Here is a 21,984-nt window from a genome sequence, read left to right as displayed (position 1 = left end):
GAGACTCCGCCCCGAGGTCCCGACCAGGCCTAGTCGGCCAACACCGCGTCGCGAGGCCCGGCCTCGTGCAGCGGCGCGGAACCGGCGCCGTCGTCCGCCGTCCGGTGGCCCAGCATCTTTTCGACGTGCGGGGCGGCTCGCCGGGCCTCCTCGAGGGCTTCGATAATCCAGCCGGCGCGCAGGTCGCCGGTGATTCGGCAGTCCAGGACGTAGACACCCTCGGCGCCGTTGCGGGCCCACCGCTCAAAGTCCGCCAGGTCATCCAGGCTCGTGACGGTCGCCCCACGCGCGCCCAGGGCGCGGAAGATGCCCGCGAAGTCGATCTCGGGCAGCGTCATCGCCGCCTCGCTGACCCCTCGCCGCGCGTACTGGTGCACCTCGGCGCCGTAGGCCGCGTCGTTGAGGAAGACCACCACGCCGCGCCGGGCCGTGCGCACGAACGTCTCCGCATCCGCGATGCCCATCAGTCCGCCTCCGTCGCCGGAGACCAGCACGGGCAAGCGGTCGCCGGCCGCCGCGATGACGCCCGCGGCCGAGGGGAAACCCAAACCGATCGACTGGAACTGCGTGCCCACGGTGATGTGGCTGTCGGGCCCCGTGGTGCGCAGATACGTGAGGGGCCACTGCATGAAGTGACCCCCGTCGGTGAAGACCACGCGCTCCCGGGGCAACACCTCGTTCATGATGCTCATGACGCTGCGCGGGTCCAAGCGTCCGTCGGGCGCCACGTCGTCGCCGCCGGGGCGGCGTTGCGCCTCGTCCGAGGACGGTTCCGTGCGCGCGGCGCGTTCGCCGATCTCCGCGAGCCGCAGCTTCTCGCGGATCACGCAGACCGCGGCCGCCGCGTCGGCCCGGCAGGCCAGATCCACGCGGGAGTTGGTCGGCCCGTCCGCGAGGTCGATCTGGATCACGCGGGCCGATTCGCCGAAGGCGTGCCCGTGGGCCATCGTGAACTGGTTCAGGCCCGCACCGACGACCAGCACGACGTCGGCCGCCCTGATCTCTTGTGCCGCGACGGGCGCCGCGAATCCGCCGCACACGCCCAGGTCCCGATAATTGGGGCGGCGGCCGTTGGAGGCGTCGAAGAAACCTTGCGTGGGGACGGTCGTGGCCACGTCCGCGCCCAAGGTCTCGGCCAGCCCTCGCAGATCGGCCCGGGCGGCGATGGCCCCACGACCGGCAAGGATCAGCGGACGCTCGGCGGCGGCGAGTTCGGCCGCGACGGAGTTCAGCACGGTCACGTTCTCGCGGGGAAGAGCGGCCTCGGGCGGCAGGGCGGGAATGATTTCGCCCCGTTCGCCGACGACCTCCACGGACAGATCGTAGGGAATCGCCAACACGACGGGACGGGAATGATCCCGCGCGTCGGCGAGGGCCTGGATCGTCACCGCGCCGACGTCGTGGAGACCCACGGTATAGGTCGGCACCCCGAGGGCCCGGGCCGCGGCGACCTGATCGACGTCCAGCGGCCGCGGCCCGGAGGTCGGGTGGGCGCCGACGACGAGCACGAGCGGCATCTTGGCGAGCGCCGATTCGGCGAGCGAGGTCAGGGAATTCGTGAACCCCGCCCCGTACGTGGTGGTCGCGACGGCGATTTTCCGGGTCATCCGGTAGTAGGCGTCGGCCGAGGCCACGGTCGCGGTCTCGTGGCGAACGGGAATCGGGCTGACGCCGAGCCGCTCGACGGCGTCGATGAAATAGGCGTTGCCGTTGCCCATGAGGCAAAAGAACTGGTCAATGTGGCGCGTCAGGGCGCGCGCAACCGTTTCGGATACGGACTGCATCATGTTTCCTCCGGAAGCACATATGAACTTAAAGCTAGGCCATATATGTCTGACCGCAGGAGGGATGCAACGGCTGAGTGTCCCTTTTTCGGACACCGACATCGACAGTGATGTCGGACACCCTCAAGATAGACCGAACGTTCGGTACGTGCAAGCCTCCGGCGCCATTCCGGACGACCGTCGCGATCTACCCGAGATATTCCACGTTGATTTCGGACTCCACGTCGAAGAAGACGGCCCTCGAAGGCGCGATGACCGCCGAGGAACCCACCGGCATCGTCGCCGAGGCGTCGAGCCGAACGGCGATGCGGCCGGCCCGCGCGGCGATGCCGGCCTCTTGAGCGGGGCGCACGTAGGCGTAGGCCTCGGCACCCAGCTCCTCGACGTGCTCGACCTCGACCTCGAGCCCCGATTCCGCCGGCGCATCCCGGAGGATCCGCCACTCTTCCGGTCGCACCCCGACGATCACCTCCTCTCCCACGCGGTTCCGGAACTCGTCAGGGATCGGCACCCGGGGCCCGTCGGCGCCCAGACGGGCAGCACCGTCGGAGACCCGCACGTCGTCAAACAGCGCCATCGCGGGGGACCCAATAAATCCGGCGACGAAGGTGTTGCCCGGGTGGTGGTAGAGGTGAAGGGGTTCGTCACACTGCTGCAGGACGCCGTCCTTGAGGACAGCGACACGGTCCCCCATCGTCATGGCCTCGGTCTGATCGTGCGTCACGTAGACCGTCGTGGTCCCCAGTTCCCGCTGAAGGGAGGCGATCTGCGCGCGGGTCGATACGCGCAGTCTCGCATCGAGGTTGGACAAGGGCTCGTCCATGAGGAACACCTTGGGATCGCGGACGATCGCCCGCCCCATCGAGACCCGTTGGCGCTGCCCGCCTGACATCGCCGCCGGTTTGGAGTCCATGAGGTCCTCAAGCTCGAGCATCTGGGCCACCTGGTTCACGCGGCGGGTGACCTCGGCCTTGGGGACCTTGGCGTTCTCGAGGGCGAAGGACATGTTCTGGCGGGCCGTCATGTTCGGATACAGCGCGTAGGACTGGAAGACCATGGCGACGTCGCGATCGCGGGCGCGGGTCTCGGTGACGTCCACCCCATCGATCAGGATCGTTCCTTCGTCCACCGGCTCGAGGCCCGCCAACATCCGCAGACACGTGGACTTGCCGCTACCCGACGGCCCCACGAGGGTCAGGAATTCCCCGTCCTTCACGTGGATATTCACGCGATGAACCGCGGGTTTGGTGGACTTCTCGTAGATCCGGGAAATGTGCTTGAGTTCGACGTCGACCATGATCTCGCTTCGTGATGGGGCTGGCTGAATGATGAGGGTTCCGCTCGCACCGGCGAGGACCGGGACGGTGCACAGGTCCCCGCCGACGGAGCGGTCGGAGTGCTACAGGTTCGGCTTGATGTCCCGGTCGATGACCTTCTGGGTGTCGCTCTGCAGCGCTTCGAAGACCGGCCGGACGTCCTGGTGACCGGAGGTGATCTTGTCCAAGGCGCCACCGATACGCTCGCCACCACCGCTCACCGACACGCGCGCGAAGTCCTGCGGACGGATATTGCTCTTCATCTGGTTGATGGCCGTCACGGCGTTCGGGTTCTTGCTGAGGAAGTCCTTCTCCGCGGGCTTCTCCGCGGCGTCGGTGCGGACGGGCATATACCCGGTCGCCTGCGTGAAGGTGATGGTGTTCTCGGTGTTGGTCATAAAGTCGATGAACTTCGCGGCGACCTTCTTGCGGTCATCGCTGATGCCGCTGGGGATCGCGACCCCCGCGCCACCCGTGGGGCAAGCCGGCGCCGGGCCCGGCAGGAACGTGGTGTAGAAGTCGAAGTGAGCCAGCTTGTTGATGCCGCCGAGCGACCCGGTGGACTCGACCAGTGAGGCCGCATTGCCGATGCCGAATTCGTTCGCGCCGTCCTCGACGATGCTGATGTGCCCGGCGTCGTAGTGCGCCTTGAGGAACTCGCCGGCCTCCACGGTCTTGGGATCCGTGAACTTCGGATCCCATTCCTTGGAGTAGCTGCCCCCGAATCCCCAGACGATGGCCTGGAAGTACCAGTCGAGGTAGGCGGATCCGTTGGGCAGGGTCAGGGCCGGCTTGCCCCCGTTCGCCTCGACCATTTTCGGCATCCACTCGCCGAATTCATCCCAGGTCTCGGGGCCGCGATCCGTCGGCAGGCCTGCGGTTTCCATAACGTCCTTGCGGAAGTACATGATGCAGGTGGACCGGGCGTACGGGACGGCATAGTGCTTGTCCTTGTACTTGTAGTCATCCAGCAGGGCCTGCACATAGCCGTCCGGCGAGATACCTTCCGAGTTCCACAGATCGTCTAGGGGCTCGATGGCGTCCTGGAAGGCGAAATTGAACCACGTGACGTCCGAGCCCACGATCACGTCGGGAAGGTCGCCGCCGGCGAGGGCCGCGTTGAATTTCTGTGCCAGTTCCTCGTAATCGGCCCCGGCGTCGACCAGTTGGGCCTTCTGGTCCGGGTTCTTCTCGTTCCACGCGTCCACCATTTTCTGCTCGATATCGCGGGACGACGCCGGGTGATTGGACCAGAACTGCAACGGCCCGTCGCTCTCCTGTCCCTTGCCGGAGGACTGCCCCGAGCCGGCACACCCGGCCAGGATCGTGGTGGAGGCCAGGCCGAGACCGGCGAGACCGAGCATGTGACGTCGTGAAAGATTCATGGATGCGCTCCTTGGTGCTGTGTGTCGATGATGATGCATGAGTGACAAAGTTGGTGGTGTGCTCGCGCCGCCGAGTCCGGGCTCAACCCTTGACGGCCCCCGCGCCCAGGCCCTTGATCATGTAGCGCTGGAGCACCAGGAACACGAGGATCATCGGCGGGGTGGCCAGCACGGTTCCGGCCATCACGGGACCCCAGTTGGTCACGCCCTCGTTGTTCTGCAAGAGGGACAGCCCGATCTGCAGGGGCGCGACGCGGCCGGTGTCGTTGATGAGGAATGGCCAGAGGTACTGGTTCCACTCGGTGACCAGGGTGATCATGACGAAGGCCATCAGCGTGGGCCAGGACATCGGCAGGACCACGCGGAAGAGCGTGCGGAAGAAGCCGGCACCGTCCATCGTGGCCGCCTCGAGGATCTCCTTCGGTAACGAGGCGAAGTGGTTCCTCATCAGGAAGGTTCCAAAGGCCACCCCGGCCAGCGGAACGATGATGCCGGTGAACGTGTCCCGCCATCCCAGCTGTGCCACGAGGGCGTAATTGGAGATGATCGTGATCTGGTTAGGGACCATGAGGCTCGCGATGACCAGCATGAAGAGGACGTTGCGTCCGGGGAACTTGATGAAAGCGAAGGCGTAGGCGCTCAGCACCCCCAGCGTCACCTCGATGCTTCCCAACACGACGGTGATGAAGATCGAATTCATCAGGTAGCGGGAGAAGTCCACCTGATTCCACACGTAGGAGTAGTTTTCCGGGGCGAACGGGTGGGGGATCCACGAGATGGGATCCGAATAAATGTCGCCGTGGGTCTTCAGCGAGGTGATCACCACGAAGTACAACGGCACGGCGATGGCCAAGGCCGCGACGGCGGCACCGACGTATCCGCCCCCGAGCACCCACGTGGCCAGCCGAGACCGACGACGACGGCCCCGGGCTCGTTTCACCCCCGAGGCGCCCCGCTCGGAGCCCTCCCCCGCGATGGCCGCGGATTTTCCCATCGGGACGCTCATGATTGTTTCCTTTCGCCGGCCCGAACCTGAATCACCGTGACCACCAGAACGATCAGGAACATGATGGTCGCCACGGCCGCCCCATACCCGGCGCGATTGTTAACAAAGGTCTCCTGATAGACCTGGTACACCAGCGTCGTGGTGGAGGTTCCGTACGGGCCGCCCTTGGTCATGACCTGAATGATGTCGAAGACCTGGAATGAGTTCAGGAGCACGGTGATCGACAGGAAGAACGTCGTGGGCCTGAGCTGGGGCAGGGTCACCCGGACGAACGTGCGCCACGGTGACGTCCGATCGATCTCCGCGGCCTCGCGAAGGTCTTGGCGCAGGCCTTGGAGGGCTGCCAGATAGATGACGAAGGTGTAGCCGAGGTTCTTCCACACGTAAGTCGAGGTGATCATGACCATCGCCCAGAAAGGGTCCGTGTAGAACTGCGGCGAATCCAGCCCGATGCGCCCGAGCAGGTCTTGAATCAACCCATATCCGGGGTCGAACACGAACTGGAACGCGACGCCGACAGCCGCCCCCGAGATGACGTAGGGGGCGAAGACAAGCGACCGAACCACGTTCCTCCCGCGGAGGGGCTGGTCCAAAAGCATCGCGAGGGCCAGACCGAGAACCATCGAGCCGAGAACCGCGATGACCGTAAACGCGGCGGTCTGACCAAGAATCTGCCAACTCTCCGGCGTGGTAAACCATTCGATATAGTTACCCAAACCAATGAATGTGGCGGGCCGAGTAGAGGCAATATTCCAGCTAAAGAATGACAGCCGAATATTGTCGACGAGCGGCCGGTACGTGAATACCAGCAGGAGCAGGACGTTGGGCACCACGAGCGCCAGACCGAGCAGGACGCGGCTCGCCCTGACCCGGTGCCGACGCTTCGGAACCTCATAGTCCGGCTCGCTATTCTCGAGGCCGGGGATGCTTGAAATACTCACGAAGAATCATGTTCGCGACCAGGCGTAAACCGACCCCTGCCGTCAGGTAAACACGGTGCATCCAAAGAGTGTTAAGTCGCGTCATGCGACACTTAATAGCCCGCCTATGTGATACAGCACACGTCGTAAATATATTGTCTTCCACTATTATTGCGAGGCATGCAATGTTATGCCGCGCGGTACCCCTCGCGGCGCGTCACACCTCCGGGGACGCGCGCCGAATCGCCTCGGCCGCGGCCGTGAGTCTCTCGGCGATCCGTCCCCGGTCACCGGCACCCACGAAGACAGCGGCCAGCGCGGCAACCCGACCGCCCGACAGGGCCAGGGGCACCCCCACCGACTGGAGGCCCTCGATGACCTCGTCCGAGGTCTCGGCCCACCCACGCTCGCGCACCAGGCGGATCTGCTCGAGGTCGTCCTCCGTGACATCCTCCGGCCATTGCTCCGACGGGAGTTGCGAGAGGATCGCCTTTCCGGGCGCCCCCAAGCGGACCGGGTGGCGAGTACCCGGGCGCTGCGCGACCACCGCGACCGCCCGGGGAGGCTCGACGCTCGAAAAGGTCACGCATTCATCCCGGTCGTGCACGCCCAGAAAACAGGTCATCCCCAAGTCGCGCGCCGCGAGGGTCAGCTCGGGCACCGCGACCGCCTGAAGGTCTCGCTCGACGCCGCCCGCCAGCGCCGCCAACCGAGTCCCGAGCACCAAATGCCCCGCCCCGCGACGGCTCACGAACCCGTGATCCTCGAGGGTTCGAATCAACCGGTAGGCCACCGACCGATGCACCCCTAGGGAGGAGGCGACGTCGTCGATCGACAGCGGCCCCGGCGCATCGGCCATGATCTCCAGGATGTGGAGCCCCCGGCTCAGTGTCTGCGAGGCCGCCGGCCTGCCTATGGATTCCACCATGATCTGCCTCCTGAGATCCTTGCCACATGTGATCGGGGTCGTATATGGTTTGGAGATATTCGGAATGAGAACTCAACGTTCTCATAGAGAACACGCCGAATCAATCATTGCTCCAACATCGAGGTTGGGGGAAGGAGTTCCGCGCCCATGCAGTTCCACCATCACGGATACGTCTCCGGCGATCCGACCATCCAAGAGGCCGCGGGATTCGGGCTCGACCGATCCGCGGAACTCCCCGATGAGATGGACGTCCTGATCGTCGGCACAGGCCCGGCGGGCATGATCCTCGCGGCGCAGCTCTCCCAATTCCCCACCGTCAACACCCGCATCATCGAGCGTCGGCCCGGGCGCCTCGAAATCGGCCAGGCCGACGGAATCCAGGCCCGCAGCGTCGAGACCTTCCAGGCCTTCGGCTTCGCGAACCGCATCATCGATGAGGCCTATCACCTGACCGAGATGTGCTTCTGGAAGCCGGATCCGCAGAACCCCGAGAACATCGTCCGCACGGGTCGCCCGGCCGACGACCCCCAAGGGATCAGCGAATTCCCCCACCTGATCGTCAATCAGGCCCGCGTGCTGGACCATTTCGCCGAATACGCCCGTCGCTCACCCGGCCGCATCGAACCGGATTTTGGCATCGAATTTCTGGACCTCGAAAACACCGGCGAGGGAGACTATCCGGTCGTTGCGCGGCTCCGGTACACGGCCGGCGAGCGCGAAGGCGAAGAACGCACCGTGCGCGCCAAGTACGTGGTCGGGTGCGACGGAGCCCGGAGCCCCGTGCGGCGCTCGATCGGGCGCACGCTGCGCGGTGATTCGGCCAATCACGCCTGGGGCGTCATGGACGTCCTGGCGAACACGGACTTCCCCGACATCCGCACCAAGTGCGCGATCCAGTCGATTCACGGCTCGATCCTCCTGATTCCCCGCGAAGGCGGCCACCTCTTCCGCATGTACGTCGACCTCGGCGAGGTGGCCGAGGACGACAACCACGCCGTGCGCAACACGACGATCGAGCAGATCATCGAGAAGGCCAACGCGATCCTGCACCCCTATTCGGTGGACGTGAAGAACGTGGCGTGGGAGAGCGTCTACGAGGTCGGGCATCGCCTGACGGATAAGTTCGACGACGTCCCCGCGGAACGCACCGACGAGCAGACCCCGCGCGTCTTCATCACCGGGGATGCCTGCCACACCCACTCCGCCAAGGCCGGCCAGGGCATGAACGTGTCCATGCAGGACGGTTTCAACCTGGGCTGGAAGCTCGGCCACGTGCTGACCGGCACGAGCCCGGAGTCTCTCCTGAGCACCTACTCGGCCGAACGCCAGGTCATCGCGAAGAACCTGATCGACTTCGACAAGGAATGGTCGACCCTCATGGCGGCCAAGCCCGAGGATCTGCCGGACGAGACGTATCTCGAGGACTTCTACGTCAAGACCGCGGAATTCCCCGCGGGATTCATGACCCAGTACACCCCGTCCATGATCACCGGCGAATCGACCCACCAGGAGCTCGCCGAGGGGTTCCCCATCGGCAAGCGCTTCCAGTCCGCGCGGGCCAAGCGCGTGTGCGACGCCGTGCCGCGGCACATCGGCCACGAGGCCACCGCCGACGGCCGCTGGCGCATCTACGTCTTCGCGGACTCGCCGGCGCCCGGGCAGCCCTCGCGGCTGAGCGAATTCGCCGAGTGGTTCGCCCATGACCCGGCCTCACCCCGGGTGCGATACACCCCGAAGGACGCGGACGAGGACGCCGTCTTCGATACCAAGGTCATCTACCAGCAACCGCACGTGGAGATCGACATCAACGAGGTCCCCGGGGCCTTCAAGCCCGTGGTGGGCCCCTTCGAGCTGACATACCTCGAGAAGATCTACGCGACCCTGCCGGACGAGGACATCTTCGCCGAGCGGAAGGTCAGCCGCGAGGGCGCCGTGGTGGTCGTGCGGCCGGATCAGTACGTCTCGGCGGTGCTTCCCTTGTCCGCCACAAACGAATTGTCCAAATTTTTTGAGCCGATCCTGACCGACCAGTAACGCCCCGCGATCCCCGAGAAGACGGCTCCCCGACCCGTGGCCGGGCCCGCGCACCAGAGCGCAGGGCCCGGCCACGGTCGTCTGTGCTCCTGGACACGGCCGACATTCCGCCACAAGATGTATAGGCAAGCAAACTACTAGGTCTGGAGCATTCAGATGGCCGACAGTCACCCCACGGCACAGCACACACCGAACTTCCTCTCGGAGGCCACGTCCCTGGCGGATGAGCTGAGCCATCTCCGACGCTCCCTGCACCAACATCCCGAGCTGGGCAACTATCTGCCCTGGACGCAGAACGCCGTGATCGAGGCCCTCGAGGGTCTGCCGTTGACGATTCACCGGGGCACCAACGTCACCTCCGTGACCGCCGTCCTGGAAGGGAAGAAGCCGGGACCGACCGTGCTTTTGCGCGGCGACATGGACGCCCTGCCGGTCGAGGAGAATTCGGGTGAGGAATTCGCCTCGACCAACGGCGCGATGCACGCATGCGGCCACGACCTGCACACCGCGGGGCTCGTCGGCGCGGCCAAGCTCCTGAGTGCCCACCAGAGCGAGCTGCCCGGCAAGGTCATCTTCATGTTCCAGCCCGGCGAAGAAGGCCCCGGCGGCGCCGCCCCGATGATCGAGGAAGGCGTTTTGGACGTCACGGGCGAGCGTCCCGTCGCGGCGTACGGCTTCCACGTGGCCCCCGCACCCCAGGGAACCTTCATGCATCGCTCCGGGACAGTCATGGCCGGCGCGTACAACCTGCACGTCGTCGTTCACGGCAAGGGCGGCCACGGCTCGGCACCGCACTCCGCGCTGGATCCGGTGGCACCCCTGACCGAGATCGCCACGGCGATCCAGACCGCGGTCACGCGCCAGTTCAACGTCTTCGACCCGGTGGTCGCGACGATCACCCAGCTGCAGGCCGGAACCGCGGCCGTCAACGTGATCGGCGACGACGCCCGCCTCGGCGCGACAGTCCGCGCCATGACCCGCGAGTCCGGAGACCAGTTCGGCGTGATGATCGACCGCCTCGCCAAGGGCATCGCGGAGGCCCACGGGTGCACCGCCGAGGTCGAGTTCACGACGCTGTACCCGCCGACGGTCTGCGACGCCGGGGAAACCGAGCGCTCCGCCGAAAGGCTCCGCGACGTTTTCGGCGAGGACGCCGTGGTCGAGGTTCCCGAGCCGCGCATGGGCTCGGAGGACTTCTCCTTCGTCCTGGAAGAGGTCCCGGGAACGTTCATGTTCGTCGGGGCTTCGTACCCGATCGAGGACGTGTGGAACCAGCCGATGAACCACTCGGCCGAGGTCCGCTTCGACGACGCCGTGTTGCCCCAACAGTCGGCGGCCCTCGCGACCCTCGCCTTCGGCCGGCTGGCGGAGGCTTAGCCACCACAAAACCACCACTTCCGGCGGCGCGGCTCAGGCCGCGTCGTCCCGGAAGATCCGGGCGCGGTAGGACGACGGGGATTCCCCGTACTCGGCCTTGAACGCCTTGCTCACGTGCGAGGGGTCCAGGAGCCCGTATCGTGCGCTGATGGTGTGGACGGTCTCCCCGGCCAGGAGAGGGTTGGACAGGTCCTGCCGAATCGCTTGCAACCGTCGGTTTCGGATATACGAGGCGACCGTGAGGCGGTGCGCGGCGAACCTGCTGTGGAGCTGGCGCAGGGAGACGAACAGCTCCTCGGCGATGCGGCTCGGCCCCAGGGACGGGTCGTCCAGGTGGTTCTCGATCAGGGAGATCGCCTCGTGCAGGAGCGTCCCCTCGGCGGGTTCCCGACCATTCTCGAGGCTCTCCGAGGATAGGACCGTGACCAGCATGTCGAGGGCGGACCGGATCAGGTTCATCGCGTGGGGGCCGTGCAGAAGGTCCATGTTCCGGGCCACCTGTTCGAACAGCGGTACGGCCACGGTCCCCAGACCGTGCTCCCGGCTGATGGGTCGGGCCGTCACGGCGCGCATCTGTTCGGGATGCATCTGCACGTCGGAGGCCGGAAAGTGCACCACGAGGGAGTGCTGGGGCTCGGTATAGGAGAGCTCATAGGGTCGCTGCGTGACGTACAGGGCCAGGTCCCCGGGGTGAAGAACGCACTGGCGGCCATCCTGCGTCAGACCGGACCGGCCCTCGAGCTGCAGGCTCAGCTTGCAGTACCGCGTGGCGTCGGGCTCGATGAGGTCCGGGCTGCGGGTCACGGTGTGGGCGCCCGTGACCATGTCGTGCAGGTGCACGTCGCCGACCGCCACGTGGTGGACATCGGCGCTGAAGTCCTGGCCCGGAGGGAAGGTCATCCGGAGCGGCGCAAAGAATTCTGCGGCGAAGCGACGCCACTGGTCGCGGGTCAGTCCCGTGGCTCCCGCGTGCGCGGAGTCTTCCCGAACGTTCGTCACGTCATCACCTTTCACGGAAACGTCATCGCGGCCCCGTTGCCGCGATGGGACGGCGGTCACCTCACGACTCGCCCTCGTTCAAATTATCATCACGGTGATGCAGACCACACTGTGGGCCAAGAGGACTGCGCTGTGCGGCAACCCATCTGCGCCCACGGCCGAGAGGATGAAGACAGCCCTACCCCAATGCGAGGAGTCTTCATGACCACGTCACCCACCACCTACGCCGAGCTGTTGTCCCTCGTCGATGCGGGACAACAAGGACGCGATATCCACGATCCCGCCACCGGGGAGCGCATCGGCGGCGCGCCCCGTCACACCGCGGACGACCTCGATGCAGCCGTCGCGAGGGCCCGCGAGGCGCAACGCGGCTGGGGACGCACGAGTCATCGGGAACGCAGCGAGGTGCTTCTGCGCGCGGCCGACGCCGTCGAGGCCGCCGCCGAGCCACTCGCCGAGCTGCTCTCCCGGGAACAGGGCAAGCCACTCAACGGCCCCAACGCCCGATTCGAGGTCGGCGCCGTCGCGATGTGGCTCCGAGCCAACGCGGGCTTCGAGCTTGAGACCACCACGCTGGTCGACGACGACGCCACGCACGCGACCCTGCAGTACCGCCCGATCGGCGTCGTGGGCGCGATCGGCCCGTGGAACTGGCCCATGATGATCACCATCTGGCAGATCGCCCCCGCGCTACGCATGGGAAATACCGCGGTGGTCAAGCCCTCCGAGTACACGCCGCTGAGCGTCCTGGCCCTGGCAGCCGTGCTCAACACGGTGTTGCCCGAGGACCTGGTCCAGGTGGTCTCCGGCGAGCGCGAGATCGGGGCCGCCCTGAGCGAGCACCCCGGGGTCGACAAGATCATGTTCACCGGCTCCACGGCGACGGGGCGAAAGATCATCGAGTCTTCGGCCGGAACCATTAAGCGGCTCACACTCGAACTCGGCGGCAATGACGCGGGCATCGTCCTGGATGACGTGAATCCGCAGGAGATCGCGGAGGGGCTCTTCTGGGGCGCCTTCATCAACACCGGCCAGACGTGCGCGGCCCTCAAGCGGCTGTACGTCCCGGACGCGATCTACGACCAGGTGTGCGACGCTCTCGTGGAATTTGCTCAGACCATGCCGATGGGCGTGGGCCTCGAGGAGGAGAACGTGCTCGGGCCGCTCCAGAATCGGGCCCAGTACGAGATCGTCGACCGTTTGGTCGAGGCCGCCAAGGCCGACGGCGCCCGCGTGCTGATGGGCGGCGACCCCGAGGCGGACCAGGCCGGGTTCTTTTACCCGACCACCCTGGTGGCCGACATCGATCCGAGCAACCCGCTCGTCGTCGAGGAGCAGTTCGGCCCGGCGCTGCCGATCATTCGGTACGGGACCGTCGAGGAGGCCATCGAGGCCGCCAATTCGCTCGACGTCGGCCTCGGCGCGTCCGTCTGGTCCTCGGATACGACGCGTGCCCACGAGATCGCCGAGCGGATCGAGGCCGGAACGGTGTGGATCAACGGTCACGGCGGCGTCGACCCTCGGATCCCCTTCGGCGGCATCAAGCAATCGGGCTACGGGCTCGAATTCGGCGTCGAGGGGCTCAAGGCCCTCGGCGTCCCCCAGATCATCAGCGGAGGGAAGGCATCATGACCACGAGCGATTACCTGATCGTCGGCGCCGGTTCGGCCGGCAACGTCCTGGCTCGGCGGCTCCTGGATGGCGGTTCGACCGTCACGCTTCTGGAGGCCGGCGGCCCCGAAACCAACCCTGACATCCGGCACCTCTACGACCTCGGCAAGATCTGGCACAGCCCCGAAGACTGGAACTACTTCACCGTCCAGCAGCCCGGATGCTCGAACCGACAGATCCACCTCCCCCGGGGCAAGGTCATGGGCGGATCCCACGCGCTCAATGCCTGCATCTGGGTCCGGGGAGCGCGCCAGGACTATGACGCCTGGGCGTACCGCGGGTGTCCCGGCTGGACCTGGGACGAGGTGCTCCCGTACTTCGTCTCGATCGAGAATTACGACGGCCCCGCCTCCGAGCTGCACGGAACCGACGGCCCGCTGGACGTTCGTCGGGACTTCGAGCGCAATCCGATTCAGGAGTCCATGCTCGACGCCGCCCAGGAGGCCGGGTTCCCCCTGAACGAGGACTACAACTCGGGCGACCCCGAGGGCGTGTCCCGCATGCAGCTCAACGTCCGCGATGGCGAGCGCTTCAACTCGTGGCAGGCCTATCTCGAGCCTGTGGCCGAGAATCCTTCGCTAACCATCGTGACGGAGGCGCGGGTGCGCCGGATCCTCTTCGAGGGAATCCGCGCGGTCGGGGTCGAGTTCGAGAAGGACGGCCAGGTCCAGTCCGTGCGCGCGGGCACCGTGGTGCTCAGCGCCGGCGCCCTGGGCAGCCCCGAGATCCTGCTCCGCTCCGGGGTCGGGCCCCGTGAGGAGCTCGAGGACCTGGGCATCGACACGGTCTCGGACGTTCCCGGCGTCGGGAAGAACCTGCACGACCACCTGCTTTCCCCGGTGATCTTTGCGACCGAGGAGTCTCATCCGTTGCCGGACCCCAATGTCGCCCCCGCGGAGGTGCACCTCTTCGCCAAGTCGCGGCCCGATCTGCCGGTCCCGGACACCCAGCCGATCTTCTTTTCGGTCCCGATGTATTCGGAGGGCTATGCCAAGGGCGAGATGAGCGGGCCCGAGAAGGGCTTCAGCATGTTGGGTGGGCTCGTCAGGCCCGTGAGCCGCGGATCGCTCACGCTCACCGGGTCGGAGCTCACGGACCCGGTGGCGGTGGATCTCGCGGCCCTGAGCGAGCGCGCCGACGTCGACGCCCTCGTGGCCTCGGTGCGGCACTGCCGCGAGATCGGTCGGCAGCCGGCCCTCGCCGGGACATGGGGCGCGCGGGAGATCTGGCCCGGCCCCGAGGTCTCCGACGAGGAGCTCGAGGAGTACGTGCGCGATTCGGTGGTCACGTACCACCACCAGGTGGGCACCTGCGCGATGGGCACGGATGCCCTCGCCGTGGTGGACCCCGACCGGTTGGCGGTCAAGGGAACGGAAGCCCTTCACGTGGTCGACGCGTCGATCATGCCGTCGATCCCCACGGGGAACACCAACGCGCCGACGATCATGATCGCCGAGCGGGCGGCGGAACGCCTCCTCGCGGAGGCGTAACCCACAGCCCGGGGCTAAATCCCTCGGCCCGGCGTCAGGATTCCGTTCGGGTCGAGGGCCGCCTTGAGGGCACGCTGTGCCCGCAGGGTCGGTTCGTCGAATTGCAGCGGGAGCTCGCGATGTTTGAGCGAGCCGATGCCGTGTTCCCCGGAGATGACCCCGCCCATGCCGATGGCCAGCTCGGTGATCCTGTCGACGACCTCTTCCGCCTTGGCCCGGTCCTCCGGCGTCTCGTCGGATTCGACCGCCGGGTGCAGGTTCCCGTCCCCCGCGTGGGCCAGGATGCTGACCCCGCGACCGGCTTCCCGGGCGATCTTCTCGATGCCGCGCATCATCTCGACCAGCTGGGCCACGGGGACCCCGACGTCACAGTGCACCGCGTATTTTCCGGCCATGAGCGCACCGTTGGCGAGCCTCCGCGCCTCGAGCAGGTCGTCTCCCTCCTGCACGTGCGTCCGGGTGGCCCCGAGCCGCTCACAGGTCGCCGCCAGGATGTCGGCGTCGCGCTGGGCCGTGGGACCGACGGTCTGCCCGAGGAGCAACGCGGCCTCCGGTTGGGGCAGGCCCCTCGGCTCGAACCGCTCGATCAAACGGGCGCAGATCGCGTCGATGAGCTCCAGGACCTCGGGGCGCGGATCGGTCGAGACGATCGCCGTCACGGCCCGTCCCGCGGATTCGAGGTCGTCAAAGCTCGCGTAGAAGGTCCTCGGCACACCCTCCGGGACCGGTTTAAGCCTCACGGTCGCCCGGGTGATGACGCCCAGAGTGCCTTCCGAGCCCACAAACAGCGGGGTCATATTCAGCCCGGTCGCGTTCTTGATGGTCCTGGCCCCGGTGTGGATGACGCTGCCGTCGGCCATCACGACTTCCAGGGCGGCGACCGCCGCCGCGGTCGTCCCGTGCGCGATGCACCGCAGGCCCCCGGCGTCGGTCGCGATATTTCCCCCGACGGACGAGAGATGAGAGCTCGCGGGATCCGGGGCAAAGAACAGCCCGTGCTGCCGGGCCGCGGCGTCGAGGTCCGAGGTCACGACGCCGGGCTCGACGTCGGCCAGTCGGTTCTCGGCGTCGATGGCCAGGATCGAGCTCATCGCTTCGAGGGACACCACGAGACCGCCCGGGTAGCCCAGGGCGCCGCCGGACAGGCCCGAACCCGAGCCCCTGACCGACACCGGCGTCTTGGTCTGGTTCGCCCAGCGCAGGGCCGCCGAGACGTGCTCGGCCGAGCCCGCCAGGACCACGCCGACGGGCATGCCCTCCGGTTCGGCGATCGATCGGTCGTCGATGAAGTCCCGTATGCGGTCCGGGTCGGTGAGCAGGCGTGATCCGAGCGTTGCCGCGAGATCACGGATGTCGGCGTTGCGCTGATGGGTCGTCATTGTCCCTCGTCACTGTCGCGATTAAGTGGTTAAGCGCCCGCGGCGCCACTCGTCACGGGACGAATGGCGCCGCGGGACCGGATGGGTCAGAACTCTCCGCGCGGATTCAGCAACGTCCGCACCGCGACCGAAATGGTCGCCAGATCGACCGGTTGTTCGCCGTCCGCGGCGTCGCGAATGTCCTCGGCCATCTCGTCGGTGAGGCGGCGCAACCCGGCCGCCGCCGAGGGATTCGCGTCCTCCCAGGCCAAGAGCACTTTCCTGGCCCCGGCGGGATCCTTCGGCAGCGTTCCGCCGGAGCCCGCGAGGTCCGAGACAACGCGCTCGGTGAAGGACTCTGCGGCTCGATACAGGTCCGCGCGCAGGGCCGCCCGGACGATCGATTCCCACCGGCCCACGCGGGGCAGATCGGTGATCGCGTCCAAGAGGGCGTGCACCGAGTACCGCTCGTAGATCGCGAAGAAGACCAACGCGGTCTCCCGGAGGTCCGCGCCCGTCGTCCGAGAAACCAGCCCGATGTCCAAGACCGGAAGGGTCTCCCACAGCCCGGCCCAGGCCGCCGCGAGCTCGTCCTGGAGCCCCCAGGCTCGCGCCTTCTCGCGGCGATCGCGGAGGTTCGCCACGGCGTCCTCGCTCATGAAGTCGGCGATGTTCTCCCGGAGCTCGACGCCCGGCCTCAGCTCGTCGATGACCGTGCCGATGACGTCTTCCCCAGCATCCTCGGTCCGCGACTTAAGGCCGTGTCGAACGACCCAGCGCACCGCGCGGTCCGTGAACCGCTGGATGTCGTGGATGACGGTCCGCCACGCCTCGGGGTCGGCGTCCGCGGGGATCTCCCGATGCAACTCACGCAGGCGATGCAGGTCGAAGAGCTCCCGCACGATGAGGAAGGCGCTGGCCACGGTCGACGCGGTCGCCCCCGTCTCTTCCATGACGCGATACGCGAAGACGATGCCCGCGGTGTCGATCATGTCGTTGGCCACGCGCGTGCAGATGATTTCCCGCCGCAACGGATGGCTATCGAAGTGGTCGCCGAAACGTTCGGTCACGGCGGTCGGGAAGTACTCCTTGAGGATCTGGGCCAACCAGGGGTCGTCGCCGAATCCGTCGTCGAGCAGCGCCTGGGTGACCTCGATCTTCGAGTAAGCCAGCATCACCGACAGCTCCGGGCTGGTGAACCGCTCCCCGTCGTTGCGGCGGCGGGCCAGTTCCTCGTCCGTCGGAAGGAACTCGACGGCCCGGTTCAGCCCGGCGTGTTCCTCCAGGAAGTGCAGGAACCGGATCGCGGAGCTGTTAGTCGGACGCGTTCCGAGCCGCTCGGCCTGCAGGACGATGTTCTGATCGCGGTTGCTGCACAGCACGCGGTCCGACACCTCGTCCACTTGCGCCTCGATGAACCCGGCACGCTCCTCGCGGTCCAGGTGGTCCTTCTCGATCAGGCGATCCACCAGGATCTTCAGGTTCACCTCGCGGTCGGAGGTCTCCACGCCGGCGGAATTGTCCACGGCATCCGTGTTGACCAGGATTCCGCGCTGCGCCGCCTCGATCCGGGCGAGCTGCGTCAGGCCCAGGTTGCCGCCCTCGCCGATGACCCGCACCCGCAGGTCGGAGGCGTCGATGCGCAACAGGTCGTTGTCGGCGTCCCCGGCGTCACGCTGATGCTCGCTCGAGGCCTTGACGTAGGTTCCCGCGCCGCCGGTGTATAGCAGGTCGACGGGCGCCCGCAGGATCGCCGAGACCAACTGCGCCGGGGACAGGCTGGCGACGTCGTCCGCCAGGCCCAAGGCCTCGCGGACCTGCGGGGTGATCCGGATGGACTTGTCGGTGCGCTTGTACACCCCGCCGCCCTCGGAGATCAGCGACTCGTCGTAGTCGGTCCAGTACGGGCGCGGCAGGTCAAAGAGCCGGCGACGCTCCTGGAAGGACCGGGCCACGTCGGGATTCGGGTCCAGGAAGATGTGGCGGCTGTCAAAGGCCGCGACGAGCTTGGTGTGCTCCGACAAGAGCATGCCGTTGCCGAAGACGTCGCCGGCCATTCCGCCGATGCCCACCGCGGTGAAATCCTCCGACTGGCAGTCCACGCCCAGCGAGGCGAAGTGGCGCTTGACCGACTCCCACGCGCCCTTGGCGGTGATGCCCATTTCCTTGTGGTCGAAGCCCACCGAACCGCCCGAGGCGAAGGCATCGCCCAGCCAGAAGCCGTTCTCCTGGGAGATCGAGTTGGCGAAGTCGGAGAATGTCGCGGTGCCCTTGTCGGCGGCCACCACGAGGTAATGATCCGGGCCGTCCAGGATCACGACGCCGTCAGGGTGAACGACCTGGTGCTCGCCGGAATCGGTGAGCTGCAGGTTATCCGTCACGTCCAGGAGCGACTGGATGAACAGCCGGTACGACTCCTCGCCCTCGCGCTGGTAGCCCTCGGGGTCCTCGTCGCGCCCCGGGGCGTTCTTGGGGAAGAAACCGCCCTTGGCGCCGGTCGGGATGATCACCGAGTTCTTGGTCATTTGCGCCTTGACCAGGCCCAGAATCTCGGTGCGGAAATCGTGCGGGCGGTCCGACCAGCGCAGACCGCCGCGGGCGACCGCGCCGAAACGCAGGTGCACGCCCTCGACGCGCGGCGCGTAGACCCAGATCTCGAAGGCCGGTCGTGGAAGGGGCGCCTCGTCGATCTCGCGGGGGTGCAGCTTCAGGGCGATGGTCTCTTTGCCCAGGTACGCGTTGGTTCGCACGGTTGCGGCGATGACCTCGGCCATCGTGCGCAAGAAGCGATCCTGCGCCAGGCCGGCGACGTCGTCGAGGGCCTCCTCGATGCGCTCCCGGATGGAATCCTGTTCCTGGCGACGCTGCTCCGCGTCGAGGTCTTTGCCCCGCTCGGGATCGTGGCCGGCTTCGAAGAGCTCGACGAGCAGCTTGGTGACCTTGGCGTTGGCCACGAGCGTGTCGGCCATGAAATCCGTGGAGTGCCCGGTCCCGAGCTGGACCAGGTACCGGCAGTAGGCCCGCAATACGGCCACGGTCCGCCAGGACAGCGCCTCGATGGTCACCAGGCGGTTCGCGGAACCGGCCTCGGCCCGTCCCGTGAGCACCGCGCAGAGCGAATCCTCCAGGAGCGGCAGAACCTTGTCCGGGTCGACTCCCTCGGGGAAGGTCACGCCAAAGTCGTAGAGCGAGACCAGGCCACCCTGTTCGTCCTTGACCCGGTACGGAACCTGATCGATGACGCGAAGCCCGAGGTTCTGAAGGGTCGGCAGGAGATCGGCGAGCGCGATGGACTCGCGCAGGTAGATGCGCAACCGGAGCCCGGGTTCGGCGGAGCCCTCGGCATCCTGATCAGCCTGGCGGAACAAGCGCATGGCCGCCGGGTGATCTTGTTCCGAGGCCGCCAGTCCGCGCAGGGCCTCGGCGTCGATTTGTTCCTCGGGAAACCTGAAGTGGACTCGTTCCATCGCGGTCTCGGTGTTCTCCTGTCGAGCCATGCGCGCTCCTTTCGGGTCAGACGGTGACCACAGCGGTGGCCCACGTAACGCTGATTTTAGGGTAAGGGCATGAGGGGGGTCACTGTCATGCCGTTCCAGAATGTGGGGGGAGTATGACATCGGCCGGCGGACCGCCGACTGCACAACCGCAGGACACGACACGTCTCGGGCGAGGGCATCGCCAGAGGGCCCGTGGGGTACGCCGGGCACGGGGGTCTCGAAACGCGTAGCTGATGCGCCGCTCGGACAGGAGGTATACGTTCGTAGACTTTATAAAATGTCGCAGAACGTCTACATTGAAGAATGTTTACGTATGTCAACGATACGTATTGGCCCTGGGAGACGAACATGTTCTGGAAAATCCGCAACGCACGAGAACTAGGCGCGTTCATCCGCGACATACGGATCGACCGAAACCTTACTCAACACCAGCTAGCCGATCGGGCAGGTGTCTCGCGTAGCTGGCTGATTGGCGTTGAACAGGGCAAACGGACTGGGGCGGAGATGAGCAAGATCTTTGCCCTCATGAGGGCGTTGGACACGACGATGTTCTGCGAGCCTACGGATGGCGACTATCCGGCAACCTCTCAAGAAGAAGCACCCTCATCCCCTGCGGATGCCGATGCAACCGTTGTGACTCGTCCGCAGAACCCTCGAGACGGTGTTTCTCCATACCTTGATCCGAGTATCAGGAGAGCGCTCGAGGAGCAGATAGCTTCTTCCATCGCCCGCCCCTCTGGAATTACCACTGCTTTGAACAAGCAGCCGTATTCCACTGGACAGGAGCAAGGGAAGCCGACCGCTATAACTGACGAGATCGGCGAGTCAAGGTCATGACAAAAACCCTTAGGGTCATTCTCCACGGACAACATGTTGCCGACCTGGTGCAAGAGCAATCCGGCGCGAAAAAACTCCTATATCGGCCCGGCTTAGACCAGTCGGCGTCGTTGTCGGTAGCCATGCCCTATCGAAGAGACCCATATACCAATAAACAGGCTATGGCCTTCATCGAGGGGCTCATCCCGGAGGGTGAAGCGGTTCGACAGTCCCTCCAGCGAGAGTTCAGCCTCAGCACGTGGAGAAACCCATTTCTTCTCCTGGAACACATCGGCCACGACTGTGCGGGGGCCGTCCAACTGATGCCTGAGCGCATTCAGACCCATCCAGACCACAGCGACTCCGCTCTCGTCCCGTTGTCGGAGCAAGACATCTCCAGACGTTTGCGATCGCTCATTCAATCGCCGGGTAGCAACTGGGTCATGGCCCAAGAGAGCTGGTCCCTTGCGGGCGCACAGAGCAAATTCGCTTTAAGACAGGAAGACGGCAACTGGTACGAAGCTCGAGGATCGGAGCCCACCACTCATATCATCAAGCCCGGCATTAACGATCTGGAGGACCAGGCACTGAACGAACATCTTTGCCTACGAGCTTTGGGAAATCTAGGAATGCCAGTGGCCAAAACCGAATACACGATTTTTGGCGAAGTCGCCGCTTTGGTAGTAGAGCGCTTTGACCGAATTCGACTGGACCGTCGAGTGGTTCGCCTCCACCAGGAGGATTTGTGCCAAGCGTTCTCGCTGTTGCCGGACAAGAAATATGAGTCCGCTGGCGGCCCATCGGCCCTGAAAATCATGACCCTGTTAAAGGAGGTCTCCTCGGATGACGATGTCGAGAAATTCGTGCAGGCCCTCATCGCGAACTATCTCCTCGGGGCCCCAGATGCTCACGCCAAGAACTACTCCCTGATACATTCCCCTGACGGAAATATCCACCTAGCACCTCTGTACGACATTGCTTCGGGACTTCCTTACGAACGCCTCCCCCACCGCGGAATTCCCGGAAAAGATGACGGCCTCGGCGCATCCGCAATGAGCATTGGAGGCGAAAAAAGGTTCGGGCGGGTCAGTCGTCGTCACTGGAGACGGTTCGCCAGAGAAAGCGGCTTCGGAGAAAAGCGAATGCTTGACACAGTCTCCTTGATGGCCCATGAATTGCCGAAGGCTTTGGCTGCGGCGTGTGAGGCACAGGAAGAACCCATCGGAGACAGCATCTTGCCGCAACGCCTCGTCCCGGCGGTGGAGCGGCTCTGCGCAACCACCCTCACGATGCTTGAACGCGACGCCTAGATGTACGAGGGCAGGAGGTTGGTGACGCCAGCACGGAGCTGAGATGCTGGGGGATGTCCGCCCGCTCCGCTATGGGGGCGGTGGTAGTTGTAG

At 65.9% G+C, this 21,984-nt stretch carries 15 protein-coding genes; 6 read left to right on the top strand and 9 right to left on the bottom strand.

From position 1 onward, the window contains the following. Positions 1-29: 29 nt before the first annotated feature. The 6 genes from CURSPS6_RS00370 to CURSPS6_RS00345 form a co-directional block, all read right to left on the bottom strand. Entirely contained in the window at positions 30-1,787 is a 1,758-nt protein-coding gene (locus CURSPS6_RS00370; RefSeq protein WP_235503639.1) for a thiamine pyrophosphate-binding protein, read from the bottom strand. Between the two features lie 184 nt (positions 1,788-1,971). After that, a complete protein-coding gene (locus CURSPS6_RS00365) occupies positions 1,972-3,081 on the bottom strand; it encodes an ABC transporter ATP-binding protein (RefSeq protein ID WP_030013261.1) in 1,110 nt (369 codons plus the stop codon). A gap of 102 nt (positions 3,082-3,183) precedes the next feature. After that, positions 3,184-4,485 (bottom strand): ABC transporter substrate-binding protein, encoded by a 1,302-nt coding sequence (locus CURSPS6_RS00360; RefSeq protein ID WP_030013260.1) that lies wholly within the window; start codon positions 4,483-4,485, stop codon positions 3,184-3,186. Positions 4,486-4,567: 82 nt separating this feature from the next. Further along, positions 4,568-5,491: a carbohydrate ABC transporter permease gene (locus CURSPS6_RS00355; protein WP_082469858.1), complete on the bottom strand. Its 924-nt coding sequence runs from the start codon at positions 5,489-5,491 to the stop codon at positions 4,568-4,570. Then, positions 5,488-6,432, bottom strand: coding sequence for a carbohydrate ABC transporter permease (locus tag CURSPS6_RS00350; RefSeq protein ID WP_030013255.1), 945 nt, complete (start codon positions 6,430-6,432; stop codon positions 5,488-5,490). The genes CURSPS6_RS00355 and CURSPS6_RS00350 overlap by 4 nt, the downstream gene beginning before the upstream one ends. 196 nt (positions 6,433-6,628) lie before the next feature. Beyond that, entirely contained in the window at positions 6,629-7,339 is a 711-nt protein-coding gene (locus CURSPS6_RS00345; protein ID WP_152977992.1) for an IclR family transcriptional regulator, read from the bottom strand. A 147-nt stretch (positions 7,340-7,486) separates the two neighbouring features. Here CURSPS6_RS00345 and CURSPS6_RS00340 point away from each other — a divergent pair, with 147 nt between their 5' ends. Together CURSPS6_RS00340 and CURSPS6_RS00335 are read left to right on the top strand one after the other, a co-directional pair. Then, a complete protein-coding gene (locus CURSPS6_RS00340; protein WP_030013252.1) occupies positions 7,487-9,373 on the top strand; it encodes an FAD-binding monooxygenase in 1,887 nt (628 codons plus the stop codon). 156 nt (positions 9,374-9,529) lie between these two features. Beyond that, complete coding sequence (locus CURSPS6_RS00335) at positions 9,530-10,750, top strand: M20 metallopeptidase family protein (RefSeq protein ID WP_051687440.1); 1,221 nt, start codon at positions 9,530-9,532, stop codon at positions 10,748-10,750. A gap of 33 nt (positions 10,751-10,783) precedes the next feature. On the opposite strand, the gene CURSPS6_RS00330 is transcribed toward CURSPS6_RS00335, so the two are convergent. After that, positions 10,784-11,749 (bottom strand): helix-turn-helix domain-containing protein, encoded by a 966-nt coding sequence (locus CURSPS6_RS00330; RefSeq protein WP_051687479.1) that lies wholly within the window; start codon positions 11,747-11,749, stop codon positions 10,784-10,786. 201 nt (positions 11,750-11,950) lie between these two features. Here CURSPS6_RS00330 and CURSPS6_RS00325 point away from each other — a divergent pair, with 201 nt between their 5' ends. Both CURSPS6_RS00325 and CURSPS6_RS00320 read left to right on the top strand, forming a co-directional pair. Then, positions 11,951-13,381: an aldehyde dehydrogenase family protein gene (locus CURSPS6_RS00325; RefSeq protein WP_030013246.1), complete on the top strand. Its 1,431-nt coding sequence runs from the start codon at positions 11,951-11,953 to the stop codon at positions 13,379-13,381. After that, entirely contained in the window at positions 13,378-14,910 is a 1,533-nt protein-coding gene (locus CURSPS6_RS00320) for a GMC family oxidoreductase (protein WP_030013245.1), read from the top strand. The genes CURSPS6_RS00325 and CURSPS6_RS00320 overlap by 4 nt, the downstream gene beginning before the upstream one ends. A gap of 14 nt (positions 14,911-14,924) precedes the next feature. Here the strand turns inward: CURSPS6_RS00320 and CURSPS6_RS00315 are convergent, their stop codons facing one another. Then, positions 14,925-16,289 (bottom strand): FAD-binding oxidoreductase, encoded by a 1,365-nt coding sequence (locus CURSPS6_RS00315; protein ID WP_051687439.1) that lies wholly within the window; start codon positions 16,287-16,289, stop codon positions 14,925-14,927. A gap of 86 nt (positions 16,290-16,375) precedes the next feature. After that, positions 16,376-19,765: an NAD-glutamate dehydrogenase domain-containing protein gene (locus tag CURSPS6_RS00310; protein WP_051687438.1), complete on the bottom strand. Its 3,390-nt coding sequence runs from the start codon at positions 19,763-19,765 to the stop codon at positions 16,376-16,378. A gap of 348 nt (positions 19,766-20,113) precedes the next feature. Here CURSPS6_RS00310 and CURSPS6_RS00305 point away from each other — a divergent pair, with 348 nt between their 5' ends. Beyond that, positions 20,114-20,602, top strand: a complete 489-nt coding sequence (locus CURSPS6_RS00305) for a helix-turn-helix domain-containing protein (protein ID WP_160319758.1) — start codon at positions 20,114-20,116, stop codon at positions 20,600-20,602. Beyond that, entirely contained in the window at positions 20,599-21,891 is a 1,293-nt protein-coding gene (locus tag CURSPS6_RS00300; RefSeq protein WP_051687436.1) for a type II toxin-antitoxin system HipA family toxin, read from the top strand. The genes CURSPS6_RS00305 and CURSPS6_RS00300 overlap by 4 nt, the downstream gene beginning before the upstream one ends. The last annotated feature ends 93 nt before the right edge of the window (positions 21,892-21,984 follow it).

It is taken from the genome of Curtobacterium sp. S6 (genome assembly GCF_000710345.2).
Lineage (GTDB): Bacteria > Actinomycetota > Actinomycetes > Actinomycetales > Micrococcaceae > Rothia.
Note: the sequence above shows the minus strand (reverse complement) of the source record. Positions and strands in the feature narration are given on the sequence as shown.

What these genes read in the sequence shown, in the direction of transcription:
- CURSPS6_RS00370 (WP_235503639.1), bottom strand. Translation starts at nt 1,787, where the DNA reads ATGATGCAGTCCGTATCCGAAACGGTTGCGCGCGCCCTGACGCGCCAC.
- CURSPS6_RS00365 (WP_030013261.1), bottom strand. Translation starts at nt 3,081, where the DNA reads ATGGTCGACGTCGAACTCAAGCACATTTCCCGGATCTACGAGAAGTCC.
- CURSPS6_RS00360 (WP_030013260.1), bottom strand. Translation starts at nt 4,485, where the DNA reads ATGAATCTTTCACGACGTCACATGCTCGGTCTCGCCGGTCTCGGCCTG.
- CURSPS6_RS00355 (WP_082469858.1), bottom strand. Translation starts at nt 5,491, where the DNA reads ATGAGCGTCCCGATGGGAAAATCCGCGGCCATCGCGGGGGAGGGCTCC.
- CURSPS6_RS00345 (WP_152977992.1), bottom strand. Translation starts at nt 7,339, where the DNA reads ATGGTGGAATCCATAGGCAGGCCGGCGGCCTCGCAGACACTGAGCCGG.
- CURSPS6_RS00340 (WP_030013252.1), top strand. Translation starts at nt 7,487, where the DNA reads ATGCAGTTCCACCATCACGGATACGTCTCCGGCGATCCGACCATCCAA.
- CURSPS6_RS00335 (WP_051687440.1), top strand. Translation starts at nt 9,530, where the DNA reads ATGGCCGACAGTCACCCCACGGCACAGCACACACCGAACTTCCTCTCG.
- CURSPS6_RS00325 (WP_030013246.1), top strand. Translation starts at nt 11,951, where the DNA reads ATGACCACGTCACCCACCACCTACGCCGAGCTGTTGTCCCTCGTCGAT.
- CURSPS6_RS00320 (WP_030013245.1), top strand. Translation starts at nt 13,378, where the DNA reads ATGACCACGAGCGATTACCTGATCGTCGGCGCCGGTTCGGCCGGCAAC.
- CURSPS6_RS00315 (WP_051687439.1), bottom strand. Translation starts at nt 16,289, where the DNA reads ATGACGACCCATCAGCGCAACGCCGACATCCGTGATCTCGCGGCAACG.
- CURSPS6_RS00310 (WP_051687438.1), bottom strand. Translation starts at nt 19,765, where the DNA reads ATGGCTCGACAGGAGAACACCGAGACCGCGATGGAACGAGTCCACTTC.
- CURSPS6_RS00305 (WP_160319758.1), top strand. Translation starts at nt 20,114, where the DNA reads ATGTTCTGGAAAATCCGCAACGCACGAGAACTAGGCGCGTTCATCCGC.
- CURSPS6_RS00300 (WP_051687436.1), top strand. Translation starts at nt 20,599, where the DNA reads ATGACAAAAACCCTTAGGGTCATTCTCCACGGACAACATGTTGCCGAC.